At 62.5% G+C, this 6125-nt stretch carries 9 protein-coding genes; 2 read left to right on the forward strand and 7 right to left on the reverse strand.

The genetic code is table 11. The annotated features are described in order from the left end of the window. On the forward strand, positions 1 to 588 hold a 588-nt coding region (locus ENZ74_RS18245), incomplete at its 5' end, for a DUF599 family protein (RefSeq protein ID WP_127312903.1). Here the strand turns inward: ENZ74_RS18245 and ENZ74_RS18250 are convergent. The 7 genes from ENZ74_RS18250 to ENZ74_RS18280 all read right to left on the reverse strand — a co-directional run bounded on the left by ENZ74_RS18250 (position 567) and on the right by ENZ74_RS18280 (position 5493). Then, the gene (locus ENZ74_RS18250) at positions 567 to 1358 is read right to left on the reverse strand and encodes a YdcF family protein (protein WP_063167958.1); all 792 of its coding nucleotides are present in this window, start codon (positions 1356 to 1358) and stop codon (positions 567 to 569) included. The genes ENZ74_RS18245 and ENZ74_RS18250 overlap by 22 nt on opposite strands. 7 nt (positions 1359 to 1365) lie before the next feature. After that, on the reverse strand, positions 1366 to 1896 hold the full coding sequence (locus ENZ74_RS18255; RefSeq protein WP_013531784.1) for a hypothetical protein: 531 nt from the start codon (positions 1894 to 1896) through the stop codon (positions 1366 to 1368). Position 1897: 1 nt separating this feature from the next. After that, entirely contained in the window at positions 1898 to 3463 is a 1566-nt protein-coding gene (locus ENZ74_RS18260; RefSeq protein WP_027161542.1) for an amidase family protein, read from the reverse strand. Beyond that, positions 3463 to 3918, reverse strand: coding sequence for a GNAT family N-acetyltransferase (locus ENZ74_RS18265; protein WP_013531786.1), 456 nt, complete (start codon positions 3916 to 3918; stop codon positions 3463 to 3465). The genes ENZ74_RS18260 and ENZ74_RS18265 overlap by 1 nt, the downstream gene beginning before the upstream one ends. 8 nt (positions 3919 to 3926) lie before the next feature. Then, on the reverse strand, positions 3927 to 4214 hold the full coding sequence (gatC, locus tag ENZ74_RS18270; protein WP_013531787.1) for an Asp-tRNA(Asn)/Glu-tRNA(Gln) amidotransferase subunit GatC: 288 nt from the start codon (positions 4212 to 4214) through the stop codon (positions 3927 to 3929). Between the two features lie 130 nt (positions 4215 to 4344). Beyond that, on the reverse strand, positions 4345 to 4761 hold the full coding sequence (locus ENZ74_RS18275; protein ID WP_082826453.1) for a hypothetical protein: 417 nt from the start codon (positions 4759 to 4761) through the stop codon (positions 4345 to 4347). A 24-nt stretch (positions 4762 to 4785) separates the two neighbouring features. Then, positions 4786 to 5493: a metal-dependent hydrolase gene (locus ENZ74_RS18280; RefSeq protein WP_063167956.1), complete on the reverse strand. Its 708-nt coding sequence runs from the start codon at positions 5491 to 5493 to the stop codon at positions 4786 to 4788. Between the two features lie 122 nt (positions 5494 to 5615). Between ENZ74_RS18280 and ruvX the strand changes: the two genes are divergently transcribed. Next, positions 5616 to 6122, forward strand: a complete 507-nt coding sequence (gene ruvX, locus ENZ74_RS18285; protein ID WP_063170231.1) for a Holliday junction resolvase RuvX — start codon at positions 5616 to 5618, stop codon at positions 6120 to 6122. Positions 6123 to 6125 lie beyond the last annotated feature (3 nt).

Consider the following 6125-nt stretch of genomic DNA (forward strand, 5'->3'; position numbering starts at 1 on the left):
ATGAATGCACAGCGGCAAGCCTGGATGCGGACCATGGCCGAGCGCGAGATCCGCATCGTCGACACCGCCATCATGAGCGGGCTGCAGCAAGGCACCGCCTTCTTCGCCTCCAGCTCGCTGATCGCGATCGGCGGCTGCTTTGCCCTGCTCGGCGCGTCCGACCGGGTTCTTGAAGTGCTCAGCGACCTGCCTCTGGGTGGCGCGCCGTCGCGCGCGGCCTTCCAGATAAAGGTGTTTGGGCTGGTGCTGATCCTGGCGTTTTCGTTCTTCAAATTCGGCTGGGCGTACCGGCTGTTCAATTATTGCACGATCCTGATCGGCGCCGTACCGATCCCGCATGGCGAAGCCTCGCGCAATCCGGTCACCGAAACGGCGGTGTGGCGTGCGGCGCAAATGAACATGCTGGCCGGAAAGCACTTCAACTCCGGCCTGCGCGGCGTGTTCTTCTCGATCGGTTATCTCGGCTGGTTCGTCGACCCCATGGTGTTCGTGTTGTCGACGCTGTTGCTGCTGGCGGTGCTGGTGCGGCGCCAGTTCTTCTCGGCGGCCAGGCAGGCGGTGATCGGTCAGCCGCCCGGAAAAGGCTGATCGATCCGGCCTGACAGCCAGTAGGCAAAAAGCCCGATCCATTCCCGGATGGCCATGGTGGTGGCCCGCAGCGAATCGGCTGGATTGTCGCGGAACAGGCCGACGCCTTCCCGTCCCGAGGTGCGATAGTCGACCGGCCATGGAACGGTTGCAAAGCCGGCCTTGTCGAACAGCGCCTTGGCGCGCGGCATATGGAAGGCCGAGGTCACCAGCAGCCAGGTCTCGCCGGGCTTCGGCGTTACCAACTCCTTGGTGAAGACCGCGTTCTCATAGGTGTTGCGGGACTTGTTCTCCAGGATCATCCAGTCGGCGGCCACGCCAAGCGCGGTGAGCAGGCGCGGCGCGGTTGCGGCATCGCCCTCGCCATCGAGAAACAACGCGCCGGTGCCGCCGGAGACGACCACCTTGGCGGTGGGAAAGCGCCGGGCGAGAATCGCGGTCTCGACCATCCGATCGCCGCTGCTGTTCAGCTCATAGCCGCCGCGCGCCAGATTGATGGCGCCCTCGAAGCCGCCGCCGAGCACGACGATGCCGTCGACCTTTTCCGGCAGCGGCGGGCGTTGAAAGCGCTCTTCCAACGGATTGAGCATCATGGCGCCGAGCGACGTCCATGCTGACAGTGCAAGGATCAAAAATGCCAGCACGCTGCCGGCGGCCGCTAACCGTCGGCGCCCGATCGTGACCGCGAGCAGTCCCGCTAGCAGCAGGAAGATCGCCAGGTTGAGCGGCTGGATGAAGAACCAGAAGATCTTGGAAAGGTAGAAGAACATTGGCTGCCTATCGTCGGCTCGAATTCTCACGACCGATGAAGTGCTCGACGGCACTTGTCACAGCCTCGGCCTCGGGCCGGCTCAACTCCCTGCCGAAAACAAGGACGCCGTTGGTGTTGGTCAACCTGATGACTTCCGACAGCCCCGCTTCATCCGTTGGATAGGTATGGTCGAGGATTTCGGCCTCAAGGTGCCCTTTCAAAGGCAATGAGGAACGATTTCGCACAAAACCCCTGACGTCGCGCACGGCTGCCACGTCGGTTAGCCGCAGGGTTTCCTTGCCGAACACCAGCCACATGAAATCCTTGCCGAGGAAGTAGGTGAAGAGGGCAATGATCGCAGTGAACGACAGCAGTCCGAGAGTGCCGCTGGCGACGTTTGCGGGCGACGTGTCGGTCAATCCCATGTAGCCGGTATAGGCAACGATCGCGGCCCCAACCAGGACGAAGCCCATCCTGAAATCCGAGATGCGCGGTGGGTTGGTTATCAGCAGTTCGTCTTCCGTCTCGACGATGGAAATGCGAGACGGGGGCGGCATGCTACCACCATTTCTCCGGCTGGAATGTGCCGGCGGCTTGCTCGATGACGGCGGCGGTCTGGAACAGGGTTTCCTCGTCAAACGGCCGGCCGATCAACTGAAGCCCGAGCGGCAAACCCTTGGCGTCGAGCCCGGCGGGCACAGCGATGCCCGGCAGGCCGGCCATGTTCACCGTGACGGTGAAGATGTCGTTCAGGTACATCTTGACCGGATCGGCAGCCATGTCCTCGTCGGCGATGCCGAAGGCGGCGGATGGCGTTGCCGGGGTCAGGATGACATCGACGCCGGCGGCGAAGACAGTCTCGAAATCCCGCTTGATCAGATTGCGCACCTTCTGCGCCTGCAGATAGTAGGCGTCGTAATAGCCGGCCGACAGCACATAGGTGCCGATCATGATACGGCGCTTGACCTCACGGCCGAAACCGGCGGCACGGGTCTTCTCATACATGTCGACGATATCCTTGCCCGGCACGCGCAAGCCGTAGCGGACGCCATCGTAGCGGGCGAGGTTGGACGAAGCCTCGGCGGGCGCCACGATGTAATAGGCAGGCAACGCATATTTGGTGTGCGGCAGGGAAATATCGACGATCTCGGCGCCGGCGTCCTTCAGCCAGGCAATGCCCTTCTGCCACAGCGCTTCGATCTCTTCGGGCATGCCGTCGACGCGGTACTCCCTGGGAATGCCGACCTTCATGCCCTTGATCGGCTTGCCGATCGCGGCCTCATAGTCCGGTACCGGCATGTCGACCGACGTCGTGTCCTTCGGATCGACGGAGGCCATCGACTTCAGCAGGATCGCGGCATCGCGCACGTCACGAGCGATCGGGCCGGCCTGGTCGAGCGACGAGGCGAAGGCGACGATGCCCCAGCGCGAGCAGCGGCCATAGGTCGGCTTGATGCCGACCGTGCCGGTGAAGGCGGCCGGCTGGCGGATCGAGCCGCCAGTATCCGTCGCGGTCGCGCCGGCACACAGGAAGGCCGACACTGCGGTTGCCGAACCGCCGGAAGAACCGCCCGGCACCAGCTGCGCATTGTCCAGGCTGCGCGCGGTCCTGGTGCCGCCGGCCGAGACGAAGCCGCCATCACCCTGATGCGTCGTCGGCATCACCACCGTGTCTAGGCGCGAGCGCCGCCACGGATTGATGACCGGGCCATAGTAGGACGTCTCGTTGGACGAGCCCATGGCGAACTCGTCCATGTTGAGTTTACCGAGCATGACGGCGCCGTCGGCCCACAGATTTGACGTAACGGTCGATTCGTAGCGCGGCTTGAATCCGTCCAGCACATGACTGCAGGCCTGCGTATGGACGCCTTCGGTGCCGAACAGGTCCTTGATTCCGAGCGGGATGCCTTCCAGCGCACCGCCCTCGCCCTTGACCAGCCTTGCGTCGGACGCCTTGGCCATGTCGCGCGCCTTGTCGCCTGTCACCGCGACATAGGCATTGAGCGCGGGATTGGCGCGATCGATGGCCGAGAGATAGGCCTCGGTGATCTCGGTCGCGGTGATTTCCTTGCCGTGCAGCTTGGCGCGGGCCTGTGAAATCGTCAGCTGGGTCAGGTCGCTCATCAAAGGCTCTTTTCGTAAAACACCGACCACTCGGAATCGGGATAATCCAGCACCGGGCCGCAACGCGAAAACCCGGCGCGTTCGTAGACGGTCCACGCCGCGGGGTGACGGTCGCCCGTCTCCAGCACCAGGCGCTTCAGCCCCTCGTTGCGCGCCAGCGCCTCGACCTGCTCGACGATTTTCGCGCCGATCTTCTGCCCGCGATGCGAGGGCCGCGTGTACATGCGCTTGACCTCGCCGACAGCGCCGTCATGGCGTTTCAGCGCACCGCAGCCAATGGCCATGCCGTTGTCGCGGGCGATGAAGACAGTCGTGTCCTCACCAGCCATCTGCTCGACCGTCAGATGGTAGCAATGCTCCGGCGGCGTCAGTTCGAGCAAGGTCTGGTTGAGTTCCTCGACCAGGCCGCGCACGTCGTCCTGCAGTGGCGTTTCAATGGCGATGTCGATTGCCATCGGCCGGTTTACTCCACGACCTTCGGCACGAGGAAGAAATTCTCTTCGGTCGCCGGCGCGTTGGCGACGATGTCAGCTGCCTTGCCGCCGTCAGTAACAACGTCCTGACGCTTCTTCATGTCCATCGGCGTCACCGAGGTCATCGGTTCGATGCCGGAAACATCGACCTCATTCAGCTGTTCGACGAAGCCCAGAATGGCGTTCAGCTCGCCGGTCATCCGTTCGGCATCTTCCTCGCTCACCGCAATGCGGGCGAGATGCGCGACGCGCTTCACTGTCTGAAGATCTACGGACATGTTTTTGCCTCGGGGAAAACCAGTTCGGGCTATAGCGGCGCCGCGCGCGCTGCGCAACATGCATCGTGCGAGAGACCAGGCTGCGGCGGCGGCCTAGTCTTCGGCCATCGATCCACGCACAGGATGATGTCTACGGCAGGGCAACGCCCTCGCACAGATAGTAGCTGCCGCTGTTGCCGCTTGCTTCGCTTTCGTCGTTGACGGGCCGGACCGACACGAGATCGATCTGCTTGTCGTTCATTTGCGTCACCGAGAGGACATCCGGGAAGACATAGCCCGGTTCCTGGCAGAGGGCCGTCACCGCCCAGCTCGGCGAAGCGGTCGCCTTGCTGACCTGCAGAAACTCGCAATTGTATTCCACGCTCTGCAGGCCGTGCGCCGAAAGCACGATGTTGCCGGCGTCGATCAGCGTTTGCAGCGTGTCCTTTTTGGCCTGCGTGCAAAGCTCTTCGGACTGAAGGTAGACGCCTTCGATGAAATCATCCGCGGCCAGCGCGGGCGACGCCGCGACAAACATGGAAACGCAAAGAGATCGCCCCAATACCATGGATTTATTCCACTTTAGCTGTTTCTAGATCGTAATCGTCTCACCGATTTTCGGCAACGCCAGCCTTACACCGGATCCTTCCAGGCCGGCCTCGAACTTATCGGCGGTCGGGTCGATCATCGGAAACGTGCCGAAGTGGCAGGGAACCACGGTGTCGAATTTGAAGAAGCGCCGGCAGGCAAGTGCCGCCACCGCGCCGCCCATGGTGAAGCGGTCGCCGATCGGCACCAGGCCTATCTTCGGCTCATGCAACTCGTTGATCAGCGCCATGTCGGAGAAGATGTCGGTGTCGCCCATGTGATAGAGCGTTTTGTCTTCCGCGAAATGCAGGACGAGGCCGCCCGGATTGCCGAGATAGGTGTTCTGGCCGCCCTCGCCCGGGAACGAGGATGAGTGCAGCGCCTGGACAAAAGTGGTGGTGAAGCTGCCGCAATCGACGGTGCCGCCGATGTTGCCGGGATTGATCTTCTTGTCGCTGACGCCCTTGCCGACCAGATACATGCAGATCTCGAAATTGGCGACGAGCTGGGCGCCGCTTTTGCCGAGCACCTCCACCGCGCCGCTGATGTGGTCGCTGTGGCCATGCGTCAGCAGCACATGCGTGACACCCTCAGCCGGGCCCTCCCAGCCACCCGTCCATGACGGATTGCCTATCAGATAGGGGTCGATGAGGATCTTGGCATCAGCGGTATCGATCCGAAAGGCCGAGTGGCCGTACCAGGTCAGTTTCATGAATGCATTCCTCGATTTTTGACTTGCCAAAGGATAGAACGCCAATGGCCCCGAGATCAAAGGGTTACTTGTCCGCCACGCGTTTGACAAAACACCTGGTGGTGAAAGGCGAAGGACGGCCGGTGGGCATTATCGCGATCGAAGAATTGCCGGCGCGGTTAGCCGGCGGCAAGACGCTGGCGGGGCTTGACCTCGGCGACAAGACGATCGGCGTCGCGGTCTCGGACCAGAGGTTTTCCTTCGCCCATCCGCGTCCGGTCATCATGCGAAGGAAATTTTCGCTCGATGCGGCGGTGCTGCTCGCCTTGCTGCAGAAGGAGAATGCCGGCGCCGTGGTGATTGGGCTGCCGATCAACATGGACGGCTCGGAAGGTCCGCGTGCGCAGAAATCGCGCGCCTTCGTCCGTAACATGGCACAAATGAGCGACCTGCCCTTCGTGCTCTGGGATGAAAGGCTATCGACGGTCGCGGCCGAAAGGACGCTGATCGAGATGGATTTCTCGCGCCGCAAGCGCGCCGGCAAGATCGATTCGGCGGCAGCCGCGTTTATTCTGCAGGGAGTTTTGGACCGGCTTCAGTCGCTCCACGCATCCGCTCGAACGGAACCGGATCCGCCCAGCGCTGTCTGACCC

This window comes from Mesorhizobium sp. M7A.F.Ca.CA.002.15.2.1 (assembly GCF_003998715.1).
Taxonomy (GTDB): Bacteria; Pseudomonadota; Alphaproteobacteria; order Rhizobiales; family Rhizobiaceae; genus Mesorhizobium; species Mesorhizobium ciceri.

Bases quoted from the DNA above. Each gene is read 5' to 3' on its own strand.
- ENZ74_RS18265 (WP_013531786.1), bottom strand. From the start codon at position 3,918: ATGGCAATCGACATCGCCATTGAAACGCCACTGCAGGACGACGTGCGC.
- ENZ74_RS18255 (WP_013531784.1), bottom strand. From the start codon at position 1,896: ATGCCGCCCCCGTCTCGCATTTCCATCGTCGAGACGGAAGACGAACTG.
- ENZ74_RS18275 (WP_082826453.1), bottom strand. From the start codon at position 4,761: ATGGTATTGGGGCGATCTCTTTGCGTTTCCATGTTTGTCGCGGCGTCG.
- gatC (WP_013531787.1), bottom strand. From the start codon at position 4,214: ATGTCCGTAGATCTTCAGACAGTGAAGCGCGTCGCGCATCTCGCCCGC.
- ENZ74_RS18260 (WP_027161542.1), bottom strand. From the start codon at position 3,463: ATGAGCGACCTGACCCAGCTGACGATTTCACAGGCCCGCGCCAAGCTG.
- ENZ74_RS18280 (WP_063167956.1), bottom strand. From the start codon at position 5,493: ATGAAACTGACCTGGTACGGCCACTCGGCCTTTCGGATCGATACCGCT.
- ENZ74_RS18250 (WP_063167958.1), bottom strand. From the start codon at position 1,358: ATGTTCTTCTACCTTTCCAAGATCTTCTGGTTCTTCATCCAGCCGCTC.